Consider the following 24,275-nt stretch of genomic DNA (forward strand, 5'->3'; position numbering starts at 1 on the left):
ATATATGGCAAAGGAAAACTTGGAATGTTCATTTTGCGGAAGAAAGAAGCCAGAGACCAATTTATTGATTGCAGGCCTTGATGCCCACATCTGTGACAGATGTATAGAGCAAGCCCACAGTATTGTTGCGGAAGAGTCCAAACAATCTAAAAATCAAGATCTTTCATCGGAATTGGTCCTCAAAAAACCTGTGGAAATCCGGGATTTCTTGGACACTTTTGTCATAGGACAAGAACGCACCAAAAAGGTGATGTCCGTAGCAGTGTACAATCACTACAAAAGACTTCTACAGCCCAAAAGCAAGGAGGATGATGTAGAGATTCAAAAAAGTAACATTGTCATGGTTGGGCAAACAGGTACAGGTAAGACTTTGATTGCCAAAACTATAGCCAGAATGCTCAACGTACCACTTGCCATTGTTGATGCTACTGTACTTACCGAAGCAGGTTATGTTGGGGAAGATGTGGAAAGTATCCTAACACGATTGTTACAAGCTGCTGACTACAATCTTGAAAAAGCCGAAAGGGGGATTGTTTTTATTGATGAAATCGATAAGATTGCCCGTAAAAGCGACAATCCATCCATTACCCGTGATGTATCCGGTGAAGGTGTGCAACAAGGCCTTTTGAAACTTTTGGAAGGAACCACAGTAAATGTTCCACCCAAAGGCGGCCGTAAGCATCCCGATCAAAAATTCATCGAGGTCAATACAGAAAATATTCTTTTTGTGGCCGGAGGTGCCTTTGACGGCATTGAGCGTATCATAACCAAACGTTTGAACATGCAGGCCGTAGGATACGCCGCCTCAAAAGCTGAGGATAAACTGGACAACCAGAACATTCTTCAGTATATCATTCCAAAAGACTTAAAGGAGTTCGGGTTGATTCCCGAAATCATCGGTAGACTCCCGGTACTCACCCACATGAATCCTTTGGATGCCAAAACTTTGCGCGCAATCCTTACGGAGCCTAAAAATGCCATCATAAAACAATACGAAAAGCTTTTTGCCATGGACGGTATCACGTTTACCATTACCGAACAGGCTTTAAACTTTATCGTGGAGAAAGCAGTGGAGTATAAATTGGGTGCCCGAGGGCTTCGTTCGCTTTGTGAAGCAGTTTTCACCGATGCTATGTTCGAACTGCCCAGCAGCGACGAGAACGAATTCAAGGTTACCAAGGCCTATGCCGAAGAAAAACTCTCCTACGAGACCATCAAAAAATTAAAAGTGGTATCCTAAAGTTTACACTGCTTTTTTGGTGACTTTTTCCAAAAGGCCTAAGCATACTTGGGAAATAATTTTCTCGTCAGTGTACAAATGGTGACCAAAATTAGGGACAATATTCAAGTCGACCCCTAAAGATTTTGCCCATTCCATTTCTGGTTTAAACGTATCGTGCTCACCGTAAATTAACTTTAATGGGATGTTGGGCTTTTGATCTTCCAAACGTATTCTTGTTGAAGATACAGCGGTTAAAGATTTCGCGGGAAGGCCCTTTAAAGCAGCTTTATAAGCAACTGTTCCACCTGTGCTAAAAGCCAGATAGTGGCTAGGTTTTTTTTCTATTTTGAGCAAATGGGCCACAGCAGTATCAATACCTCCATTTACAAAGGCATTATGAATATTTTCCTCTGTGGAAACAGGTACGTCCACATTGCCCAATTGTTGGCAATCGTAAAAAGCGATGTCATAGTATTGCTGTAAGTACCCAAAGTAAGACGCAATCCAGAGACCTTTCTTAACGCCCCACATGTCTGAGATAACAACTAGTTTTTCTGCCATTGTTTATTGGTTTAGTGTTTATTAAAAGATTTGATGAGGGAAATTTCAGTATTAAAGCCGGAACCACAACCTTTTTTTGTTCAAAAGAAACGTTTGTTCGATAAAGCGTTCAAACCTACGAAAACGTTTTCGTTAAATTTTGTTCAATTGTACAAAATGCATATTATTCCTTATAAATGGTTGATTTGTAAGGTGTAACAAACACACTAACTTAGTGCTAATTCATTTGAAGAAGTTCATCGATATAGTCTCGATTATTGGACAATCTTGGGATTTTATGCTGCCCGCCCAATTTGTTCTTGGACTTTAACCAGTCATGAAAAAGATTTTTCCGGGCCACATGTACTTTGGGCATCTTTAGGGTGATATTATTATAACGCTTCGCCTCATAATCTGAGTTGAGCGATTTTAGGGCATTGTCCAAAAACTCCGTAAAATAGGCCACATCCTCGGGTGGCTTCCTAAATTCAATAATCCACTCGTGCCCCCCTTTTTCGCTCCCGTTCATAAAAATGGGTGCCGCGGTATAGTCCATAATCTCTGCGTCGGTCTTTTGGCAAATTTGTTTTAAGGCTTCCTCCGCATTTTCAATAATCAGCTCTTCGCCAAAAACATTGATATGGTGTTTGGTTCTTCCCGTAATCCGAATTCTATAAGGGTCCTTTGAGGTAAAACGGATGGTATCCCCAATCTTATACCGCCATAAACCAGCGTTAGTGGTAATCACCATGGCGTAATTAACACCAATCTGTACATCCCACAGCGGAATGGCCTGTTGTTCTTCATCTTCTGCATCCATCGGGATGAACTCATAAAAAATACCATAGTCCAACATCAACAAGAGCTCATCTGAATCATTCCGATCCTGAATACCAAAAAATCCTTCGGAGGCGTTGTAGGTCTCGTAGTAATTGAACCGTTTTCTGGGCAACAACTTTTTATACTGATTTTTGTAGGGTGTAAAGCTCACCCCTCCGTGAAAATAGACCTCCAAATTCTCCCAAATCTCAAAAAGGTGATTCTTTCCTGTTTTCTCCAACACTTGGTTTAGCAAAACCAACATCCATGAAGGGACTCCTGCTAAACTGGTCACATTCTCACGAATACTTTCCTCAATGATGGCCTCCAATTTGGACTCCCATTCACTCATTAAAGAGACTTTGTTGCTGGGCGTACTGCTATATTCGGCCCAAAGCGGCATATTATCAATTAAAATGGCAGAAAGGTCTCCAAAAAAAGTACCATTGTCCTCATAAAGCTCTTTACTCCCCCCCAACCGAAGGCTCTTGCCCGTAAACAATTGCGAATTCTCATTGTTGTTCAGGTAAAGACACAACAAATCCTTACTGGATTTGTAATGGCAGTCTTCCAACGCCTCCATACTCACAGGAATGAACTTGCTCTTGGCATTGGTAGTGCCACTGCTCTTGGCAAACCATTTTATAGTGGTGGGCCAAAATAGGTTCTGCTCACCCCTACGGGTACGCTCTATAAGGGGTGCAATATCTTCATAGCTTACAATGGGCACGCGGTTTCGAAATTCTTCGTATTTGGGAACATCATGAAATCCGTATTGTTTACCGATCATGGTATCCTTGGAAAAATCAATCAAATGCCGCAATACCTCATCCTGAACATCCAACGGATACTTCAAAAAGAGCTCAATTTGATGGTACCGCTTTCGTAAAAGCCAAGAAGCGATGGAGTTGAATAATGGTATTGGCATTTTAGGTATATTTAACCAAGAAATTTAGTTGGGTGTTATAGCTAAAATAGCTTTTCTCGCATTCATTTTCAAATCCATAAAAAACAATAATTCCAATATGCTTTACGAAGGAGTACTGCGCAAGATGCAAACTGAAAATGGCAATCCCATTCAGTATTTTATGATTTTTGACAATGGCTTTTTAAATGTCAACCAGGCTCTGAACAAGGAACTCCATATCGATTTCATTAAATACCAATGTCTTAATTGTGGTCAGGACAGGCCCATTTATCAACAAGGATTTTGTAAAACTTGCTTCTATGAAACACCACACGCGGGTGATTGGATCATGAAACCTGAATTGAGTACCGCCCATTTGGACAAGGAAGACCGGGATTTAGAGTATGAAAAGAGGATGCAGCTACAACCCCATATTGTATACCTGGCCAATTCAAGCAATGTAAAGGTGGGGGTTACCCGAAAATCACAGGTCCCAACCCGATGGATAGACCAAGGAGCCCACGAGGCCATTGAAATTGTGGAAGTGCCCAATCGCTATTTGGCGGGAATTACCGAAGTAGCCCTAAAAGAGCATGTAAGTGATAAGACCAGCTGGCAAAAAATGCTCAAAAATGATATTGAGGACCTCGATCTCACCGAATGGAGAGCCAAACTAAAACCTTACATCCCTGACGAAGCAGCCCAATATTTTATAGAGAATAATACTGAGACCAATTTGAAATTCCCGGTATTGCAATATCCAGAGAAAGTTAAAAGCCTTAATTTGGAAAAAATTCCAAGTTACAAGGGAGTACTGAAAGGGATTAAAGGACAGTATTTGATTTTTGAGGACAATACGGTTTTTAATGTACGTGGAAGCGAAGGCTATTACGTTGGGGTAAATATCCAATAAGACCTCAACTCGTTTTGACAGTAAAAAAGACCCCAGAAGGTCTTTTATGTAAATAACCAACCAAAACCAAACCGGATGAAAAAATTTCCAAATGCTTTCGTCTTACTCATTGCTGTCATCCTATTTGCATGGATACTCACCTATATCATCCCACAAGGAAGCTATCAACGGGTACTGGACGAGGCTACCGGTACAACCAAGGTTCTTAACGACTCCTATCAACAAATTAATTCTAAAAACCTTTCTGTCCTAGATTTGATTCTTTCCGTCCCAAGAGGCATTATTGGAAGAGCAGACGCCATTGTTCTTATCCTTTTGATAGGTGGTTGTTTTTATGTCATAGAAAAGACCGGTGCCTTTAACCAAGGTCTGTTCAAGCTGGTCAACATTTTGGAAGGAAAAGAAACCTTGGCCTTAATTCTGGTTTCAGCCCTATTTACCGCGGGAGGAGTAACCATTGGTATGCAGGAAGAGGTCATTGCAATGATCCCCATTTTGCTCTTATTCGGGAAAAGCCTGGGTTATAATACATTTACCATCTTACTCATGAGCTATGGCTCCACTGTGATTGGCAGCTCATTTAGCCCATCCAACCCCTTTGGCATATTGATTGCCCAAAAAGAAGCAGGGCTTCCACTGCTTTCTGGAAGTGAACTACGATTAGTGGTCTTGGGGATAGTCTTTGTAGTATGGACAATATATCTTATTAGATATGCCAACAAGAACAAAATTGAAAAAATAAAAATGCCTTCGACCCATGAATCCATGACCACCCGGAGCAAAGTTATCTTGTTATTACTTGGCACAACCTTTTTTGGAGTCACATATGGATTGCTGTTTTTGGAATGGGATTTCAATGAAATGTCCGCCACATTCTTTGCTTTGAGCATCGTAGCTGGGATTATTGGCAAACTAGGTATAAACGGCACTGGTGAATCCTATATCGAAGGATTTAAAGAAATGATGTTTGCGAGTATCATCTTGGGGCTCGCCAATAGTATTTCATTGGTTTTAAAGGAGGGTATGATCATGGACACCATTGTATATGGGCTTTTTGGTCCTCTTAAATATTTACCTCCATCCATCTCCGCCGTCTCCATGATGGTTGCACATTCCCTTTTACACTTTCCCGTACCCAGTTATTCGGGACAAGCGGTGCTGACTATGCCCATATTGATTCCACTTTCCGATTTAATAGGATTGTCCAGGCAAATTTGTGTTATGGCCTATCAATACGGTGCGATTATGGCCGATATGATTGTGCCTACCAATGGTGCACTCATGGCCGTTTTGGCCCTTTGTAATGTTCCTTACAATAAATGGCTAAGATTTGCTCTTAAGCCTACACTGCTCATATTATTAATTGCCGCCCTAGCCTTAGTTGCTGCAGTGGCCCTAGGTTACCAATAATCCTAAATCCATCCAATGCAAAAAAATAATTAGTTTAGTTTATCAAAACCAGCCAAAGTAACCACCCAAGAGCCATGTTAAAACTCTTTAGAAAAGTCAAAAAACAACTGATTGCCGAGAAAAAATTCAGCAACTACCTCATTTACGCCATCGGTGAAATATTTTTAGTGGTCATTGGTATATTGATTGCCTTGGCCATTGATAATGCCAACGACAACCGCATCAAACGAGAGAAAGAGCAAGTGTATCTGAAGGGCTTAAAGGAAGAATTTGATATCAGTAAAATAAAGCTGGAGGAACTCATTAAGGTCAACCGGAAAAGTTACGAAGCCGCACAAGAGATTGTTTTGTTGATGGACAAAAAAAGTTTCCCTTCTGAAGAAAAGTTTTCGCAACTGTTCGCCACAGCCTTTAATTACGATATCTTCTTCAATCCCAACAATTCCTTGTTGAATGAAATGATCAACTCGGGCAGCCTAAAAGATATTTCCAACGATACGCTACGAATTCGGCTCACCAATTGGATATCCACCATCGATGATATTGCCAACCAGGAAAAAATGCTCGGTGAGGAGCGAAATAACACCGTCAATATTTTTAGAAGTGAGGGCTATAGCATACGAACGCTCTTGGACAACACAGGTATGTCCAAAGAAGTAGGCATCCCTAACAATCAAAACCCTGTGAGTAATTTAGGTGCATTGGAATCCTTGGCCTTTGAGAACAACATCTTGTTGTTTATCATCACTAGCCAGTCTACCGAAACTGAACATTATGCACCATTGATGATGAGCTTGAATTCTATTTTGGAAACCATCAATAATGAGTTGGAGCAATAAAAAAAGGTTGTCTAAAAAGTGAGGGAATACGTCATTCTAAATTCATTTCAGAATCCCATAACAATTAAATAACGGATTATGGGAACCTGAAACTAGTTCAGGTTGACGTAAATCATCTTTTTAGACACTTCTTATTTTTCAGTTTACCGTGTCCTTCTTCTTGTTCAACAAGCCCCCCAGAATTTTTTTCGCGGCGCTTTTTACGGGTTCTTCCTCGGACTTGGTGGCCGTGGTATCCTTCTTCTTATCACCACCCAACAAACCACCTATCGTTTCTTTTACCCCATCAGATTTTGTGGACGTTGAATCTTTTTCATCCTTCTTGAAAACATCAGACAACAAGTCCTTGGCCTTATCCTTGCCTTGGTTGACCAATTTTTGCTTTTGGATCTCGACCAACTGGGTGGTCAATTTCTTTACGCCAGAGGTTAAATCCGTAGTCACGGTAGGGTTGGTATAATTGCCCCCAATGTTTGCGATTACAGGAATAGTAAGATCTTTTATGCTATCATCGTTCATTTGGGCGATAAGTTTATTTACCTCAGTCCCCAAATACTTCGCAGGCACATCCAACGTGGCACTATATTGTAGTTGCTTGTCAAACGTGTGACTCCCATCTACGTTTATGGCGATGTCCTTGTACTTTAATGTAAAAGGTTTCACTTTAACAGCACCATTATCAAAGGTCAACGCAGTCTTGAGGTCGTCCAAATTGATGTCTTTGCTATCTAAAAAGTTCAACTTACTGTCCAAAGCAGAAAGCAAGGGGGCCTTTTCTGTATTCACTTTAGTGGAGAGCAGTTCGGCCAACAAGTTTCCGGAAATTGTGGCCAGATTTGGCGTGAAGTCATCCTTCAGGTTCCCTGAAATCTTGACAGTGGAATTTAATTTCCCTTGAAGCGCATTGGCCAATGGCGCCAAGGCCTGAAACATATCCAAAGCCGCAAAGGATTCACTGATGCCAAAATTGCTCATCCCCAAATCCATATCAAAAGTTGAAGCTTCTTGTTTAGTGGAAACTGAACCTGTTAGACCAAGAGTACCCCCGAAAAGGTCAGAGGTCAGGTTTTTCACCGTAGCTGTTTCATCTTTTATGGTCAAGGTGCCCTTCACATTCTTTAAAGTTAGATTATCATACAAAACGGTACCAGCTGCTGCTTCAATGGTACAATCCAAAAAAGATGGAATCTTGATACGTTCTTCCCCTCCAGAAGTTTGGGTTTGAGTATCACCATCTCCAGTTTCTGGAGTCTCTTCCATCATAAAGTCGTTCAGCGCAAAGGTGTTGGATGTCAGTGTAAATCTACCTTCCACATTTTCTTTGTTGAACATGAATCCAAGCAAATTGGTCAAGGTGCCTTTGGCATCAAAATCGGTATTTCCGGTTTTTCCCTTAAACGAATCCAAGGTGACTGTGTTGGGGTTGAACGATACCGCAGCTGTATTAATGGCAACGGGATTTTTCAGTTCTTCCGAAGCATATTCAAACCCAGAAACAGATGCCTTTCCGGTAGTTTTGGTATTTTGGTACTGCTTTTTCTCCAACGATTCCATATCGAAGGAAGTGGTGATATCAGCATTCAAAATTCCTTTTAGGTTGTAATCGGCGGGCACGGGATAGGCTTGTGAAATATTGGCGAGATTAATTCGACCATCCATATCAGCATCCACTTTGGTATTGCCCATCAAATCCCGTATTCTAGACGTAAGGTTGAATTTATCTTGATCAATGGTAAACGACAGTCGTTTGATGTCCACAAAAGTATCTTCGGTAATTCCGGTAGTGTTTTTGATTTCAGTGTCTATGTACACATTTTGCACCGATTTGGGTAGATCAGGATACTTAAACGAAGCATTCTCGGAGTTGATGGCAATGTGGAACGTCGGGATGTGCTCCTCATCCACAATGCCCTTAAACTCGCCACTGACCTCAAAATTACCGGTGGTCTGAACGGTTTCAATATTTTTGGAATAGACTTCGGGAATCACGGCCAAAAAGTTCTTGAAGTCTGATGAAGGTGTCTTAAAGGTAATATCCACTTCCTGATTATCCTCGTTGACCTTTACAAATCCATCAAAAACCAAGGGCAATTGATTGATCAGTGCCTTGTTTTCCAAAAAAGTGTATTTATTCTCCTTCAGGTCGATACCTATCAGGGCATCCAAGGAAATTTTGTTGTTGTTCAGATATTTGGTGCTGTCCATCTCAAAGGAAATCATGGCATCGGTCAATGTCTTTAGCTCTGATTGCTCCAATGAAAGATCTCCTGTACCGGAGTGGTTCATTTCTGACAGGACCAAATGCATGCCACTAGATATATCATCATAGATGATTTCCGAATTAGTAATGGAATAGGAATCCATGTTGAGCGTGAAATTGTCGTTGGATGCCTCCACAGTTTCCGCAGTGGCACCTTCATCTTCCTTGGCAATGTCGTAATTGGCATTCTCATTTTCATCGACCAAGACGTGCAGTTTGGCCTTGTCAATATTCAACCGTTGGATCACAATGGGCTCATCGGCGGATTTAAAAAGCTCCTTGATGGACATGGTCAATTCAATATCCGAAGAAGAAAACAAGGTATCTCCCTCAAAAGGGGCCTTGTTCACTAAGGATAGGTTCGTGAGCTTTACATTGGCATTGGGAAAACTTTTGAGCAAGCTTAGGTCAGCATCCTCAAAATCCAATGTGGCATTGATGCTGTTGTTCACCTTGTTCTTAATGATCTCTTCAATTTTACCTTGAAGGAACAAGGGTATGGCAATTAGCAGGCCAATTAGTACAAGTAGGGTTATTCCAGTAATCTTTAGGACTCTTCTCTTCATAAATAGATGTTTTACAACAAATTAAAGGAGAAGTCGTCAATCCAAAGCTATCTCTTCCCCTATTTTTAAGTTAAATCTTTTACGTATTATATATACGAAAAGATAAAGCAAAGGGGTATCAAAAAGTGCTATAATTATCTTAAAAATAAAGCCGCTGATAACCAATCCGTAGAATTTATCCCAAGGTAGTACGCCAAAAATACACAACAGCCCCACCACGGTAAAGGTGTCCACAAACTGCGAGGAAAAGGTAGAAAAATTGTTTCGGAGCCAAAGCATTTTGCCTTTGGTTACCCGTTTCCAAAAGTGGTAAATGGAAATATCAATATACTGTGCAGCCAAATACGCCAACATGGAAGCGAGCACGCCCAAAGGAGATAGCCCAAAGACGTTGGTGAACAGAACATCGTCCACAGGTGAGGTAGGTATGGCCGGCGCATAATTGGCCACCAAAATGATTCCCATGGAGAAAAAAGAGGCAAAAATACCTGCGGTAACGACTTGGTTAGCTTTTTTCTTTCCATAGATTTCTGAAATGAGGTCGGTGACCAAAAAGGTAATGGGATAGGGCAAAATACCCACAGAAAGTTCAAACAACGGTGCTCCAAAAACGGTGACTTCCCCAAAGGGTTCCCAATAAAAGAATTTCTGAAAGATAAGATTGGACACCACCAGCGAGGTGATGAACAAGGCGCCCATGTAGAGATACAGGGAAAACGCTTTTTTCTTATCGTTCTGCGTCATTCTTATTTAATATTTAGACTAAAAGGCATCTTGGCCTGAATCCCCTTTTGTTCGGAAAGCTTTTTGAACTCGGAAAATACTTGATAGGCTTCCGTACCTAGTTGTTCCTTGATGGCCTCTTCTCCTATTTTAGACTTTACACCTCCCAAATCTTCCATAAATCGCTCAAAATCCGATTTGTATTTCGGGTATTTTCGGATACTGTACTCGTCCAAACCTGCCATTTCAGCAGCTGCTTCGATGGCATCGTCCAAGTTACCGAGTTCATCCACCAAACCGTTTGCCTTGGCATCCACACCGCTCCATACCCTTCCTTGGGCGAGGGCATCCACTTGGTCAATCGTCATATTTCGGCCTGCGGCAACGCGTTCCAGAAAAATCTGGTAGGTGTCTTCAATTCCTTCCTGGATGGTACTTCTAAATGTATCGTCCAAGGGTTCAAACAAAGAGTAATCCACCGAATTTTTGTTGGTACCCACTTGTTCTGCATTAACACCGATGTTTCCGGCCAGTTCGTGCACATTGGGAATGGTTCCAAAAACCCCGATAGAGCCCGTGATAGTGGTAGGTTCTGCAAAGATTTTATCGCCTCCCACACCAATGTAATAACCTCCAGATGCGGCCACATTTCCAAAGGAAACCACCACGGGTTTTTCTTCCTTGACCAGTTCAATTTCCCGCCAAATAATGTCCGAAACCAAGGCACTCCCTCCGGGAGAATCTACCCGCAACACAATGCCCTTTATGCTTTCATCATCTTTAGCTTTACGCAAGGCATCCACCATAACGCCCTGTCCGATAAAATCTTTGCCACCCTCTCCATAGAAAATTTCACCTTGGGCATAAATCACGGCGATTTTATCCGCACCCTTATGTATTTTCTTCCGATTTGCACCAAAGGCATAATCTTCAAAACTGATGTAATTGAGTTCATCATCCGTACCTACCCCCATTTTGTCCTTTAAAAGCGCTTCGTACTGATCAAAATGCAGGTTTCCATCCACTAGTCCAGATGCCAATGCATATTTTGGGGTTCGTCCACCAAGCGTATCGGCAATTACATTCAAATGCTCAGCGCTAATGTTTCGCGATTGGGAAATATCGTCAATAATCACATTCCAAATGGACGAAATCAATTCCTGTATCTGCAACCGATTTTCATCACTCATGGTATTGGAAAGAAATGGTTCCACGGCACTTTTGTACTTTCCATGGCGAATAACTTCCATTTTTACCCCTGTCTTTTCCTGAAAATCCTTGAAGTAGAGTATTTCCGTGGAAAGTCCCTTAAAATCCAAAGCTCCCACAGGGTTCAGATAGACCTCATCGGCCACGCTGGCGAGATAATAGTCTTTCTGGGAGAAAAAATCGGAATACGCATAAACAAACTTTCCCGAAGATTTAAAATCAAGCAGCGCTTCCCTTATTTCCCGGGTCTGCGCTATTCCAGCCTGAAGAAAATTGGTGGTCAAGCTAACCCCCTCAATATTGGCATCTGTTTTGGCAATTGCAATGGCATGTAAAATCTCATCCAAACCAATTTCATTGTTCCACAACCCCATAAACGGGTCGGTATCGTCCTTGCCCGTATAATCCTTCACCGGGGCCATAAAGCCAAACTCCAAAACGGAGTTACGCTTCACCACCACACCATCATCCACATTACTGACAAAGGCAATGAAGATAAAGAACATGCCCATCAGTATTCCAAAGGCTACAAGAGACCCCAAGATAGAGGCCAGTAGGTTTCTCAAAAAGTTCATTCAATAAAAATTTATTCGGCTTCAAAGATAACCATTGTTGCATTGTTTTGTTACTTTGTTCTTTTCATCATGAGTCAATCTCAACACGTATATCTTTCACTGGGGAGCAATTTGGGGAATCGGTATGCCACGCTCCAAAAAGCCATTCTTCATATTGAAAAAAAGGTAGGGAAGGTTTTAATGGTTTCCGCCGTGTATGAAAACCCGGCTGTGGGTTTTGAGGGCAATGACTTTTTGAATATCTGCTTGGCAACCCTGACCAAGCTATCGCCAACGGATTTGCTTGAGGCAATTCTTGAAATTGAACGCCATTTTGGTCGAGATCGTTCTGGAGTTGAAGGCTACAAATCCCGTACCCTTGATATTGACATCATTTTCTATGGAAAAGAAATCATAGACCTACCCCTTTTAAAGATTCCACATCCTCACATGCAGGATCGGAATTTTGTACTAAAACCCTTGGCCAATATTGCGCCACAGTTTTACCATCCGGTTTTCAACAAAGACATCCGAAACCTACTGCAAGAATGCAAGGACCGTAGCAATATGAAAAAAACAACCTATACGTTGTTTCGAAACCGGACCGAGCTTTTCGCCAAGTTACAGTTCATTGCCATTGAGGGCAACATTGGTGCGGGAAAAACCACATTATCCAAAATGATTGCGGAAGAGTTCAATGCCAAATTGGTATTGGAACGCTTTGCGGACAACCCCTTTTTACCGAAATTTTACGAGGACCAGTCCCGCTACGCCTTTCCGCTCGAAATGTCCTTTTTGGCAGATCGTTACCAACAATTTACTGACGATACCTCCCAGTTTGACCTGTTCAAAAACTTTATGGTGAGCGATTATGACATTTTTAAATCGCTGATCTTTGCCAAGGTCACCCTTCAGAAAGATGAATTTAATTTGTACCGAAAGGTTTTCAATTTCATGTACAAAGAGGTGAAAAAGCCTGAAATTTATCTGTACCTCTATCAAAATACAGAGCGATTGCTTGAGAACATCAAGAAACGGGGAAGGGATTATGAGCAAAAAATACCGCCTGAATATTTGGAGAAAATCAACCGCGGTTATTTGGATTTCATCAAGGGTCATCCTGAGCAAAACAGCATAGTTTTGGATATGAGCGAATTGGATTTTGTAAATAATCCGAAGGATTACGAAACCATTTTAGAGCGATTGGAAGACACTATTATTTCAACCAGTATTTAAGAGAATTTTCACAAAATGTTTGGATATAACGAATGGTTTTATTTTATTAGAGCCCTCTAATGGAGGAACTAACTAACTCAAACTATATATCCAGCCCTGTTTTTACAGGGCTTTTTTAATTTTTAGGGTTCAATTTCGTCCAGATATCCCAGACCACTATCCCCGCACTTACCGAGATATTTAACGAATGTTTCGTTCCAAATTGGGGAATTTCCACAACTGCATCACTGGCCGAAACAACCTCTTGGGAAACGCCTTTTACCTCGTTACCAAAAACTAAAGCAATGGTTTCTTTGGGGTCGGTGATAAAATCGTTGAGCATAACAGCATTTTCTGCCTGTTCCACAGAAACAGTTCTTACACCAGCTTTTTTCAATTCCTCCAAGAGTTCCAATGTATCTTTTCGGTATTCCCATGCCACACTTTCGGTGGCGCCCAAAGCAGTTTTCCGGATGTCTTTGTGTGGTGGAGTGGCCGTAATACCACAGAGATAGATTTTTTGAATCAAAAAAGCATCTGCTGTTCGGAACACAGAACCTATATTGTTCAGGCTTCTAATGTTATCCAAAATGATAATAATGGGCGACTTATCGGTTTGTTTGAACGCCTCCACATCCAATCTTTCCAATTCGCTATTTTCCAGTTTCCGGTTCATTTTTTTAACCATTGGGCCTAAAATATCAACAATCGTTCTGCGTGTATGGGGAAAACAATATATTCGTCTTCCTCCCATTTTGGGACAAAAATAAAAGAATAAAATCGCTTTGGCAGCCAATAAAAAGACAAAGAAGATAACCCCGTTGATGCAACAGTACAATGCCATCAAGACCAAGCATCCTGATGCGCTGTTGCTCTTCCGTGTGGGGGATTTTTACGAGACCTTTGGCGAAGATGCCGTCAAAGCTGCCAAAATTTTGGGCATCATTCTTACCCACCGAAATAATGGAGGCGACAAGACGGAACTGGCGGGATTCCCACATCATTCCCTTAACACCTATCTTCCAAAATTGGTCAAGGCTGGGCAACGGGTGGCCATTTGCGACCAGTTGGAAGACCCAAAACAGACCAAGAGCATTGTAAAACGAGGTGTAACTGAACTGGTCACGCCCGGGGTGGCCCTTAATGATGATATCCTTTCAGCCAAGAGCAATAATTTTTTGGGTGCTGTCCATTTTGGGCGAAACAAATTGGGAGTTTCCTTTTTGGACATTTCCACGGGTGAATTCCTGACTTCGGAAGGCTCTTCGGAGCAAATTGATAAGCTGCTCCAAAATTTTGCACCGAACGAGGTCTTGGTTTCCAAAAGTCACCGGAAAGAATTTATTGAGCTTTTTGGCAACCAGTTCCATAGTTTCTTTTTGGAGGATTGGATTTTTCAGGAGGATTATGCCGATGAGAGCCTGAACAATCATTTTGGCACTAAAACCCTAAAGGGTTTCGGGATTGAGCATCTAGTTCATGGCATCATCGCATCCGGAGCCGTTTTGCATTATCTATCCGAAACGCAACACAGCCGACTGCAGCACATCAATAAAATTCAACGTATTGCGGAAGAGGAATATGTGTGGATGGACCGATTTACCATCCGAAATCTGGAGCTCTATCAATCTCCCCACCAGAATGCAGTGACTTTGTTGGATGTCATCGACAATACCATATCCCCTATGGGTGGTCGATTGTTAAAACGATGGTTGGCCCTTCCCCTAAAAAATATCGACAAAATCCGGCAGCGGCATCAGGTCGTTTCCTATTTGAAGGATGAGACCGAACAGTTGGAAAAGACGCAACATTGGATCAAACAAATGGGCGACCTTGAGCGACTCATCTCCAAATTGGCCACGGGGAAAATCAACCCGAAAGAGGTTATTCAACTGAAAAACTCTTTGGAAGCGATTGTTCCCATTAAAAAATTGGCTCAAGAAAGCTCCAATGCTTCGCTGCAATCCATTGGGGAGCGACTGGATGCCTGTGATGCCCTTCGGAACAAAATCAAGGAAACGCTGAACGAAGAAGCCCCTGTCAACCTTGCCAAAGGCAATACCATTGCAGAAGGTTATTCAACGGAGTTGGATGAGCTTCGAAACCTCGCTTTTTCTGGGAAAGACTATCTGGACAAAATGTTGGAGCGCGAAACGGAAATCACTGGGATTACTTCGCTCAAAATTGCTTCCAACAATGTGTTCGGTTATTATATTGAAGTCCGTAACACCCATAAGGATAAAGTCCCTGATACTTGGATTCGCAAGCAAACCTTGGTCAATGCGGAACGGTATATTACCGAAGAACTTAAAGAATACGAAGCCAAGATTTTGGGGGCCGAGGAGCGCATCCACCTATTGGAACAGCAATTGTTTGAGCAGTTATTGGTTTGGATGCAGGAATATATTTCACCTGTACAACAAAATGCCCATCTCATTGCCCAATTGGATTGCCTCTGCGGATTTGCCCAGCTCGCCAAAGAAAACCACTACGTTGAACCTACTGTGGATGAATCCACGGATTTGGACATTAAAGAAGGACGGCACCCAGTCATTGAAAAACAATTGCCCTTGGGCGATAGTTTTGTGACCAATGATGTGCTTTTGAATCGCGAGGAACAGCAAATCATTATGATTACCGGACCCAACATGAGTGGTAAATCAGCCTTATTGCGGCAAACCGCGCTCATTGTTCTTTTGGCCCAAATGGGCAGTTTTGTACCTGCCGCTGAAGCTAAAATTGGGGTGGTCGACAAGATTTTCACCCGAGTTGGGGCCAGCGACAACATTTCCATGGGGGAATCCACTTTTATGGTGGAAATGAACGAAACGGCCTCTATTCTCAATAACCTTTCTGAACGTAGTTTGGTTTTACTCGATGAAATTGGTCGTGGTACCAGCACCTATGATGGGATTTCCATTGCATGGGCCATTTCCGAATATCTGCACGAACATCCTGCACGAGCCAAAACGCTGTTTGCCACCCACTACCACGAACTCAATGAAATGACCACCACCTTCCCACGCATTAAAAACTACAATGTTTCGGTGAAGGAGTTGGAAGATAATGTACTTTTCCTCCGAAAGTTGGTGCCCGGCGGTAGTGAACACAGCTTCGGAATTCATGTGGCCAAAATGGCGGGCATGCCCCAACAGGTCATTCAAAAGGCGAACAAAATCCTGAAAAAACTGGAGAAATCCCATTCCAGCGAGGAGATGACCGACAAATTACAATCTTCCCAGAATGAAATGCAACTCAGCTTCTTCAATCTAGATGACCCGCTTCTGGAAGAAATCAAAGAGGAAATCCTGCATCTGGACATCGACACCCTTACGCCAGTGGAGGCATTGATGAAATTAAACGAAATCAAACGCTTGTTGAGCAAAAAGAAAAAAGCGACTTCCTAATCCACGCGACGAAACTCCTCCTTTTCCAAATTTCGGGAAGATTTGTTCCCGTTTCCACCAAAACTTCGGGAATACGTAATTCTAAAAATTCGGGTGAAAGCCGATTCATCCCGGTATCGCGAACGGGTATCAATATCAAAAACAATGGGAGCCATTCCACCGATATGTGTATAAATATCCAAAGATTTGAACAAGTCGGTGACACTAAACTGCAGGGTGCCCCAATTCTTATTGAACTGTTTCGATAATCCAAAATTGACCATTCCAAATCCTTCGGTGAAGTTGGTACCGTTGTAATGATCAAAATTATACCAGCCCGAAAATTCCATATTCATCTGCCAAGGCAAATCAATTGATTGGGTAAAATTCAGACTTTGATAGAAATAGGTCTTACCTCTAGGCACTGGATTATAGGAAATGTGATACTCACGAATGGCCGAGGTCGTGGAAAGGTTGAGTTTGGCCCAGCGAGCCCATTGCACCGGAAGGTTCAAAAACAAACTCCAACTTTTTTGATAATCTGCATTTTGGGGCGAAATCACCAAGATGTCATTTTGTGGTGTGGATGTCAACTGATAACGAATAATGGGGTTGACTTCCTTTTGATAGGACAACCCCACACTGAAGCCGTTCTTTGCATATTCCAATTGCACGGTATTGGTAATACTGGGTTTCAATAATGGATTCCCCGTGAAAATGGCAGTTGGGTCATTGTAATAAAGACTAGCCACCAAATCGGAATAGACCGGCCTACTAATACGCCGATGGTAGTTGAAATGTATGTTCTGATTTTCCGCTAGGCCATACTGATATGAAAACGAGGGAAAGAACTGCCGAATGACGAAGTCATCATCTGCCGTGGTCAAAGTGCGTTTCCAATCTTCATACCGCAAACCTGCATTTATTCTTGATTTTTCACCTAAGGAAAAACGAAATTGCCCATAGGCTGCCCACAATTGTTCCTCACTTTCAATGAAACTTTGGGAGCGAGGGTCCACCACCCACACCCCATCATTATTAGTTTCTATTTTGCTGTCATTGGTATTCGTGGAATAGCTTCCCTTCAGTCCAAATTCAGTCTCAACATCATTCAGCTTCATGGCATAATCCACCTTGGCCACGCCCAACTGTATGGTGGATTCACTGGTACCCCGATTCCCATTGGTAAAAACCTCGTTTTCGGGGATTACGGGTTCGTCGTTGGCATCAAAATATTTGCTTTGCGTAATGGCCGGACTGTCATTTTTATAGGTGAGGTATCCCACATCAACGTTAATATTGGAACGTTCAGAGAGCTTTCGGCTCATGTAAAGTGACGAGATAAGATTGTTTTTTTTGGTGGTTCCCGAAGTAACCAAGTGCGACCTGAAAAAATCCTGACCATCAATGTCCCTGCTGTTATTAACATTGGACGTGGAGTTATTTTTCGCCAAGGATAGCGTGAGCTCTCCCCCTATCTCCGTTTTGGGATCAAGCTGATACCCAGAGGTCAGATTTATGTTGTGGGAATTATTGTTGTAATCAAAATAGGTTGAAAAATCGGTCTGGCTAAAGGCGTCAAAAATGGGACTGTTGCTAGTGCCTGAACCTTCAAAACCATTCTTGCCATGATCATGGGATACCGAATAACCCAGATTCAAACGAAAATTTTCCTTTCCATGGGAATAGTTCAAGGAGGTACTAGCTTTTTCACGGTAGCCATACCCCAGACTTCCACTAAAATTGAGCTGATCTCCGGTGTCCACATTGTTTTTGAACACTATATTGATGATGCCGGCTCCACCATCTGCATCATATTTGGCCGTGGGTGAGGTAATCAGTTCCACTTTTTCAATATTATCTGCCAAGGTGCTTTCCAAAAGCGCCATGACATCTTCCATGGACATGGGCATTGTTCGTCCATTGAACATCACCGTCACCCCGCTTTGCCCGTTCAGTGCAAATTGGTTGTTACGGCGGTCCAGAATCACCCCGGGCAATCGTTCCAAAACCTGAAGCGCATTGCTGCCCTTGGTCATAACACTGCTCTGCACATTGATGACCTGCCCCTCCGGGGTACGCTGAATAATACTCTTCCGAGCGGCCAGAACAACTTCATCCAATTCGCTGAAGGCCTCTTGGAGAACCAATGTACCTAAATGGTATGTTTCAGATGATGAATTTAAACGAATAAAAGTATAGCTATCTGCATACCCCAAATTACTTATTCGAACCAAAAAATCCCCAGAAACTTCAAGAGGTATGGAGAAATCACCCATATCATCGGTGATGGCTCCGGTTACCAAAGTAGTGTCAGAAGCTTGGTACAGAATGGCATTGGCAAAAGGTACAGGTGTTTCAGTCATGTCCACTACCCTGCCCTGAATCTGCGCGTAAACAAAGGGCATTCCCATTCCAAAAAGTAGCGAGAAAAACAGTTGGGCTTTAGTTTTTTTCATTTGAAAGGTTTGAATATTCTTCCAAATGAAGTTTGCTTTCATCCCTAACTAAAATGATATTGACATTGGGTTCCAAAAGATTGACAAGGGGTTAAAATCCCTTTTCCGTGAAAAATCAGACCAGTCATCAATTATTTGGGACCGGATGTCAATTTGTATCAACTGCATTGTCAAAAACAATAACTTGTACTGTTAATGCTTGATTTTTGATGGATTACGACCGATTTAAACATTTTATATTAAAATATAAGCTTTACCACATCCCTTTTTGGTTGGGGTATCATTTGGTATGGCTTACCATTAATATTGGGGGTCTTTCTGAAGTTTATGAATATCTGCGCTTCAGCGATTCTTCACCCAAATTCTACTTTTATGTGATCTTTCAACTTATTGGGGTCTATTTTAATCTGTATTTCCTTATTCCCAAATTGCTGTACGTAGGCCGCTACTTTAGTTATGTCTTGGCCGTTCTGGGCACTATTTTGGTCTGCAATGCCTTTATCACGAGCGGGTATTTTTTTTCCACATTGACTTCAGGAAAAACGATGTTTGAACTCTTTGGGGTGTATCCCAATGAGGTGTCTAAAATCTATTTTGTGTGGGCGCTTCCTTCCACTGTGGCGAGTATGACCTTGGCGATGAGCATTAAATTGGGCAAAAACTGGCTTCAGGCCGAAAAACGGAGGCATCGACTGGAAAAGGAAAATCTAGAGACAGAACTCAAGTACCTTAAATCGCAAATCAATCCGCATTTTTTGTTCAATACCATCAACTCCATTTTTGCGCTGATCCATAAGAACCCAGATTTGGCATCCGCATCCTTGGCCAATTTTTCGGATATGCTCCGCTACCAATTGTATGAATGTAATGATGAAGAGATAGGTCTGGATAAAGAGTTGAATTTTCTTGAAAATTTCATCAATTTGGAAAAATTGCGTTTGAACCAGAATCATACCGAGATGCAATTCGATATTGAAGACCATACCACTGTTAAAAAAACAATTGCTCCTTTTATACTTATTCCTTTCCTTGAAAATGCCTTTAAACATGTTTCCAAAGGAAAAGGGCAACAAAATTTTATTCAAATGCAGTTGGAGGCCGATGACGCATCCCTTCAACTGTATATAAAAAATAGCAAGGGGTTGAATGGGCAGGCTTCAAAAGATTTATCGGAATCCAGCGGTATTGGGCTTAAAAATGTGAGTCGAAGACTCAATTTACTCTATCCAGAATCGCATTCACTACAGATTGAAGACCAAAGCGATAGGTTTTCCGTATTATTGAAATTGGAATGGCAGAAAAACTAAAGTGCATTATCATTGATGATGAGCCGCTGGCCCGTGAAGTACTGGAGGAGTACATCCACGTTGTGGACCATCTGGAATTAGTCTGCACTGCTGAAAATGCTTTGGAGTTGAATCAGCAGTTGGGGCAGCATTCTGTTGATTTGATTTTTTTGGACATTCAAATGCCATATTTGACGGGATTGGATTTTTTAAAACTGCGCTCGGACCTGCCCATGGTTATCATTACAACGGCCTATCCTAACTATGCCTTGGAAGGATTTAATTTTAATGTAATGGACTATCTGCTTAAGCCCATCATCTTCAATCGTTTTTTTAAGGCAGTAAGTAAGGCCACCGAATACCATAGGTTGAAAAAAGGTCCTTCTGACGCTGCAGAGGAACAGTCAAGAGAAGAGCCCTATTTCTTTATAAAATGCGATGGCAAGTATCAGAAGATAGTCACTTCGGATATTCTTTATGTAAAAGCCTTGGAAAACTATATCCAGATTCAGACCCTAGCGGATAAATATATGTCCTTAATGCCCTTAAAAACCATTGAGGAGAATTTGGACCCAATGGAATTTGTGCGCACCCATAAATCCTATATCGTTCCCATGTCAAAAATACAATCGTTGGAAAACCATGAATTGATTTTGGAGCAGGGCCATACGATTCCAATCAGCAGAAACTATCGAAAAGAACTCCAAGAACGAGTGTTAAAGGACAAGGTCTTAAAGAAAAAATGATGTAATGTTTGATTTTTATGCCGTTAGCAGCAATTGGCATGGTTGGACTTAATTTTTCCCAAAACACTTTACATTTTAAAGAATTGTTTTAAATTTGCATCCGCACTTGAAAAAGGTGTTGGTTCTTTAAAATGCGAAAATAGCTCAGTTGGTAGAGCATCACCTTGCCAAGGTGGAGGTCGCGGGTTCGAATCCCGTTTTTCGCTCGACATCGACTCCGCTCAGTCACCAAGGGTGGAGTTTTTTGTTTTTTTACAAGTCCAGTATGCTCGAGTGGTGGAATTGGTAGACACGCCGGACTTAAAATCCTGTGGGCATTTTGCCCGTGCGGGTTCAAGTCCCGCCTCGAGTACTTAAAGCAAAAGCCGAATCGCAAGATTCGGTTTTTGCATTTAAATCATTTTCTAGTATGTCAATCTGTAATAATCGGCTACTTGATAAAAGTCTGAGATATCCACTCCCGCCTGTTTCAATTCTTGCTCTACGCTTATTGCTTTGGAGGCCGAACCATCTGTTCCTTGGATTACAACAAACCTAAAATCATAGCTAGTAACATCGAATGTACTGGATAGCGTCACCGTACCGGGAGAGATTGCATAAACCGTTAAACTACTGGTTTGATAGTAATAGGGAATTCCAAACCAAAGATTAGCATTTAGCGGACGTAAGTAGGCCAAAACTACTCCGTAATCCAATATATCCTGCGTTACAGCAGGTACATTAAAGGGAACTTCACCGGCCGTGAATGATTGATCTTCAAACAAATAACTTCTTACATTGGCATTCCCATCTTCTCCTGGTTCACCTTGGATTCCTTGCTCACCCTGTGGTCCAACCGCACCATCTTCCCCATCACTGCAAGCAGCAAGTAACATTAGGCCGGATATTAAAAAAACAACTTTTGATAATCTTAGTTTTTTCATTGGTTTGAGGTTTTGATTCTATTAAACAACGATAAGACCCTACTCTTTATTATCAATTATCGACTGTATTCCAAACAGTTATAATTCAATTTCACATTAACTTTAAACCAATTGTACATTCTATAGTTTCTCGGTCAACAATTATTGTTTTTCGAGCAATCTTCCGATACAAAAAACATTAGATTCCCTTCCAAAGATTTCTTAACGTCTAAGTACACTATCTTTTGAAAAAAGGTCATACATATGCTAAAAAATTCAGGCTAAAAGATTTCCCATACCTTTTTTGGGATACTTTTAAAGCTTGGAGCAAAGCCAATCCATGGCGATTGAGTGCCGTGGTGGCCTATTATGCTGTATTGTCCCTACCTGCACTCTTGGTGATCATCATCAATATTGTGGGTTCCATTTGGGGTGTGGATATTGTTCAAGGTAGACTCACTAACGAGTTTTCCATTGCCCTTGGCCCTGATGCCGCCCAAACTATCGAAGGAATCATTCAGGACACCCAAAACAAGGATAAAAATTTAATCTCCACTATTATTGGTGTTGCCACGCTGCTTTTTGGTGCCACGGGTGTGTTTTATCAATTAAAAATTTCCTTGAATGAAATATGGCGAATAAAAGGTCCTACAGAATTTAATTTCTGGAAATTGGTATCAGAGCGGGCACGAAGCTTTGCTTTTATCCTTGTCATCGGTTTTCTATTGCTTATCAGTTTTATCATCACCGCTGCCATTGCCGCACTTAACGATTATCTGCGTAGGTTGATGCCTGATATTGTGGTCTATTTGGCCTACACGGTTGACATTCTTTCTTCCATTGTCATAATCACCTTAATGTTTGCCCTTATGTTCAAGTTCCTACCAGATGCTAAGATAAAATGGAGAGCCGTTTGGTTTGGGGCCCTAATCACTTCCGTGTTGTTTGTCATTGGCAAATTCTTATTGGGACTCTATTTTGGAGAGGCTGAACCTGGTTCCACCTACGGTGCTGCTGGTGCCATTGTCCTGGTTTTGCTCTGGGTGTCCTATTCATGCCTGATTCTTTTCTTCGGGGCCCAGTTTACCTACATCTATGCCAAAACTTATAATATCTTTTTTGTTCCCTATAATGAACTCGAAGAACAGACAAACTAACCCTACCTTTTCTCCCAAAACCACTTTAAAATATTGTCTTTGCATTACCAAAAAACAGCATAAAAGAATACCTTTAGTCTATCCTAATGTTATGGTATGAATCTATTTGATGGAGTTAAAACCGCCGAACTAAAAGTCTCTTCAGAAACCAAGGAACTTAGCGCCTTTGTAAAGGACAAAAACAAATCTTTGGTGGATAGACTCGAAAGTTTTGAGGATATCATCAACATAGAAGTGGGCGATACCTCAATGACCCGCGCCAAATCCTTGGAACGCGAGTTCGACATTCGACAACTGTACATCAAATATGAAGGGGATAATCCCTCGGGCACCCAAAAAGACCGAATTGCTTTTGCGCAAGTCTACGATGCCCTCCGACGTGGGTTCGATACTATCTGTTTGGCCACTTGCGGAAATTACGGCGTTGCCGTGGCATTGGCTGCAGATTTGGCGGGATTGGAATGTATCATTGCTATCCCATCCAGCTATCATACCGAACGCATAAAGGAAATGGAGTCCCTTTCGGCAACCATTCTACGACTGGATGGCAGTTATGAGGATGTAGTGACCCAAGCAAGTGAAATGGCTGCGGAACGGGAATGGTACGATGCCAACCCAGGAGGTGCCAACACCCCATTACAAATTGCTTCCTATGCCCAAATTGCCACTGAAATTGTAGATGACTTGGGTGATGCCCCGGAGTATTGCGCGGTTCCTGTGTCCAACGGAACGCTCCTAGCAGGTATTTATCGTGGATTTAGTAGCCTCTACAAACGGGGAAAGACCACGAAAATCCCCAAAATGATTGCCGCTTCATCCACCCATAAAAATCCCATTATCCAATCGTTCAAAAAAGGGTTGAACCATTGTCAGGACCTTCAACCTGAAAAAGTCAAGGAAACTAAATACAATGAGCCACTCATCAACTGGCATAGTTTTGATGGCGAGGAAGCACTGTATGCCTTACATCAGTCTGATGGCGAGGCATTCAATATAAGTGATAAAAAAATGCGGGACATGAGCACATTGCTGCTCAAAAAAGAAGGACTACGGATTCTTCCCGCCTCCACAGCTGGATTAATTGCACTTTTGGAACTGGATGAACAACTAAATTTTGAACCCAATCGGTTTGTTGCCGTGCTTACCGCCAAATATTGACACT

General features: G+C 41.9%; 18 protein-coding genes and 2 tRNA genes. 12 read left to right on the top strand and 8 right to left on the bottom strand.

Translation table 11 applies throughout. From position 1 onward, the window contains the following. Nucleotides 1–4: 4 nt before the first annotated feature. On the top strand, nt 5–1,240 hold the full coding sequence (clpX, locus tag ACFOWS_RS01055; RefSeq protein WP_366584886.1) for an ATP-dependent Clp protease ATP-binding subunit ClpX: 1,236 nt from the start codon (nt 5–7) through the stop codon (nt 1,238–1,240). A 3-nt stretch (nt 1,241–1,243) separates the two neighbouring features. Here the strand turns inward: clpX and ACFOWS_RS01060 are convergent, their stop codons facing one another. Beyond that, nucleotides 1,244–1,783: a hypothetical protein gene (locus tag ACFOWS_RS01060; protein WP_366584888.1), complete on the bottom strand. Its 540-nt coding sequence runs from the start codon at nt 1,781–1,783 to the stop codon at nt 1,244–1,246. Nucleotides 1,784–2,000: 217 nt separating this feature from the next. Further along, on the bottom strand, nt 2,001–3,509 hold the full coding sequence (locus ACFOWS_RS01065; RefSeq protein WP_379762079.1) for a GH3 auxin-responsive promoter family protein: 1,509 nt from the start codon (nt 3,507–3,509) through the stop codon (nt 2,001–2,003). Between the two features lie 97 nt (nt 3,510–3,606). Between ACFOWS_RS01065 and ACFOWS_RS01070 the strand changes: the two genes are divergently transcribed. The 3 genes from ACFOWS_RS01070 (at nt 3,607) to ACFOWS_RS01080 (ending at nt 6,650) form a co-directional block, all read left to right on the top strand. Further along, entirely contained in the window at nt 3,607–4,401 is a 795-nt protein-coding gene (locus tag ACFOWS_RS01070; RefSeq protein ID WP_379762080.1) for a DUF2797 domain-containing protein, read from the top strand. 75 nt (nt 4,402–4,476) lie between these two features. After that, on the top strand, nt 4,477–5,811 hold the full coding sequence (locus tag ACFOWS_RS01075) for a YfcC family protein (RefSeq protein WP_379762081.1): 1,335 nt from the start codon (nt 4,477–4,479) through the stop codon (nt 5,809–5,811). 74 nt (nt 5,812–5,885) lie between these two features. Continuing rightward, nucleotides 5,886–6,650, top strand: coding sequence for a DUF6090 family protein (locus tag ACFOWS_RS01080; protein ID WP_379762082.1), 765 nt, complete (start codon nt 5,886–5,888; stop codon nt 6,648–6,650). 138 nt (nt 6,651–6,788) lie between these two features. Here the strand turns inward: ACFOWS_RS01080 and ACFOWS_RS01085 are convergent, their stop codons facing one another. The 3 genes from ACFOWS_RS01085 to sppA are packed head-to-tail and all read right to left on the bottom strand — an operon-like array spanning nt 6,789 to nt 11,983. Next, nucleotides 6,789–9,476: an AsmA-like C-terminal region-containing protein gene (locus ACFOWS_RS01085; protein WP_379762083.1), complete on the bottom strand. Its 2,688-nt coding sequence runs from the start codon at nt 9,474–9,476 to the stop codon at nt 6,789–6,791. A 36-nt stretch (nt 9,477–9,512) separates the two neighbouring features. Beyond that, nucleotides 9,513–10,220 (bottom strand): queuosine precursor transporter, encoded by a 708-nt coding sequence (locus tag ACFOWS_RS01090; RefSeq protein ID WP_379762084.1) that lies wholly within the window; start codon nt 10,218–10,220, stop codon nt 9,513–9,515. Nucleotides 10,221–10,222: 2 nt separating this feature from the next. Beyond that, nucleotides 10,223–11,983 (bottom strand): signal peptide peptidase SppA, encoded by a 1,761-nt coding sequence (gene sppA / locus ACFOWS_RS01095; RefSeq protein ID WP_379762085.1) that lies wholly within the window; start codon nt 11,981–11,983, stop codon nt 10,223–10,225. Between the two features lie 69 nt (nt 11,984–12,052). Here sppA and folK point away from each other — a divergent pair, with 69 nt between their 5' ends. Next, nucleotides 12,053–13,198, top strand: coding sequence for a 2-amino-4-hydroxy-6-hydroxymethyldihydropteridine diphosphokinase (folK, locus tag ACFOWS_RS01100; RefSeq protein ID WP_379762086.1), 1,146 nt, complete (start codon nt 12,053–12,055; stop codon nt 13,196–13,198). A gap of 115 nt (nt 13,199–13,313) precedes the next feature. Here folK and ACFOWS_RS01105 read toward each other — a convergent pair whose 3' ends face one another. Then, nucleotides 13,314–13,853 carry an RNA methyltransferase gene (locus ACFOWS_RS01105; protein ID WP_379762087.1) on the bottom strand — a complete coding sequence of 180 codons (540 nt, stop codon included), beginning with the start codon at nt 13,851–13,853 and terminating at the stop codon, nt 13,314–13,316. Nucleotides 13,854–14,001: 148 nt separating this feature from the next. Here ACFOWS_RS01105 and mutS point away from each other — a divergent pair, with 148 nt between their 5' ends. After that, a complete protein-coding gene (mutS, locus tag ACFOWS_RS01110) occupies nt 14,002–16,584 on the top strand; it encodes a DNA mismatch repair protein MutS (protein ID WP_379762321.1) in 2,583 nt (860 codons plus the stop codon). Here mutS and ACFOWS_RS01115 read toward each other — a convergent pair. Further along, nucleotides 16,581–19,022 (bottom strand): TonB-dependent receptor domain-containing protein, encoded by a 2,442-nt coding sequence (locus ACFOWS_RS01115; protein WP_379762089.1) that lies wholly within the window; start codon nt 19,020–19,022, stop codon nt 16,581–16,583. The genes mutS and ACFOWS_RS01115 overlap by 4 nt on opposite strands. Nucleotides 19,023–19,231: 209 nt before the next feature. On the opposite strand from ACFOWS_RS01115, the gene ACFOWS_RS01120 reads away from it, so the two are divergent. The 4 genes from ACFOWS_RS01120 to ACFOWS_RS01135 all read left to right on the top strand — a co-directional run bounded on the left by ACFOWS_RS01120 (nt 19,232) and on the right by ACFOWS_RS01135 (nt 21,406). Continuing rightward, entirely contained in the window at nt 19,232–20,329 is a 1,098-nt protein-coding gene (locus ACFOWS_RS01120; protein WP_379762090.1) for a sensor histidine kinase, read from the top strand. Further along, nucleotides 20,314–21,054: a LytR/AlgR family response regulator transcription factor gene (locus ACFOWS_RS01125; protein ID WP_379762091.1), complete on the top strand. Its 741-nt coding sequence runs from the start codon at nt 20,314–20,316 to the stop codon at nt 21,052–21,054. The genes ACFOWS_RS01120 and ACFOWS_RS01125 overlap by 16 nt, the downstream gene beginning before the upstream one ends. Before the next feature lie 133 nt (nt 21,055–21,187). Beyond that, nucleotides 21,188–21,260 (top strand) — tRNA-Gly (locus tag ACFOWS_RS01130). A 61-nt stretch (nt 21,261–21,321) separates the two neighbouring features. Next, nucleotides 21,322–21,406, top strand: a tRNA-Leu gene (locus ACFOWS_RS01135). Nucleotides 21,407–21,458: 52 nt separating this feature from the next. On the opposite strand, the gene ACFOWS_RS01140 is transcribed toward ACFOWS_RS01135, so the two are convergent. Further along, nucleotides 21,459–21,977, bottom strand: coding sequence for a hypothetical protein (locus ACFOWS_RS01140; protein ID WP_379762092.1), 519 nt, complete (start codon nt 21,975–21,977; stop codon nt 21,459–21,461). Nucleotides 21,978–22,201: 224 nt separating this feature from the next. Here ACFOWS_RS01140 and ACFOWS_RS01145 point away from each other — a divergent pair, with 224 nt between their 5' ends. After that, the gene (locus ACFOWS_RS01145) at nt 22,202–23,113 is read left to right on the top strand and encodes a YihY/virulence factor BrkB family protein (protein WP_379762093.1); all 912 of its coding nucleotides are present in this window, start codon (nt 22,202–22,204) and stop codon (nt 23,111–23,113) included. Nucleotides 23,114–23,209: 96 nt separating this feature from the next. Then, complete coding sequence (locus ACFOWS_RS01150) at nt 23,210–24,271, top strand: pyridoxal-phosphate dependent enzyme (RefSeq protein WP_379762094.1); 1,062 nt, start codon at nt 23,210–23,212, stop codon at nt 24,269–24,271. Nucleotides 24,272–24,275 lie beyond the last annotated feature (4 nt).

The sequence above is a fragment of the Flagellimonas marina genome, assembly GCF_042651185.1.
GTDB classification, from domain to species: Bacteria; Bacteroidota; Bacteroidia; order Flavobacteriales; family Flavobacteriaceae; genus Flagellimonas; species Flagellimonas marina.